Source organism: Chryseobacterium sp. SIMBA_028 (assembly GCF_046535285.1).
GTDB lineage: Bacteria > Bacteroidota > Bacteroidia > Flavobacteriales > Weeksellaceae > Chryseobacterium.
This window is the reverse complement of sequence record NZ_JAWRWZ010000861.1, coordinates 1-233: the sequence shown is the minus strand read 5'-3', so window position 1 is coordinate 233 and position 233 is coordinate 1. Positions and strand designations below refer to the sequence as shown.

The window sequence follows — 233 nt, the reverse complement described above, 5'->3', positions numbered from 1 at the left end:
AGAAGAATTAGAAGCAATGTACAAGCATACAGGATCTTATGAGGCATTATTCAGTAAAAAATCTACTCAGCTTAAACTGAGAGAAATCGATGTGAAAACTTTGACGGAAGAAGATTATAAAGAATTACTTCTTGATCATTATACATTTTTAAAGCGTCCGGTTTTCCTTACCGATACCCACGTTTTTGTTGGAAATGATAAAAAGAATATTTCCGAGCTGGAATCTTTTTTTG

At 32.6% G+C, this 233-nt stretch carries 1 protein-coding gene; it reads left to right on the top strand.

The window, feature by feature from the left end:
• Nucleotides 1-16: 16 nt before the first annotated feature.
• On the top strand, nucleotides 17-233 hold a 217-nt coding region (locus SCA31_RS25645; protein WP_410699740.1), incomplete at its 3' end, for an arsenate reductase family protein.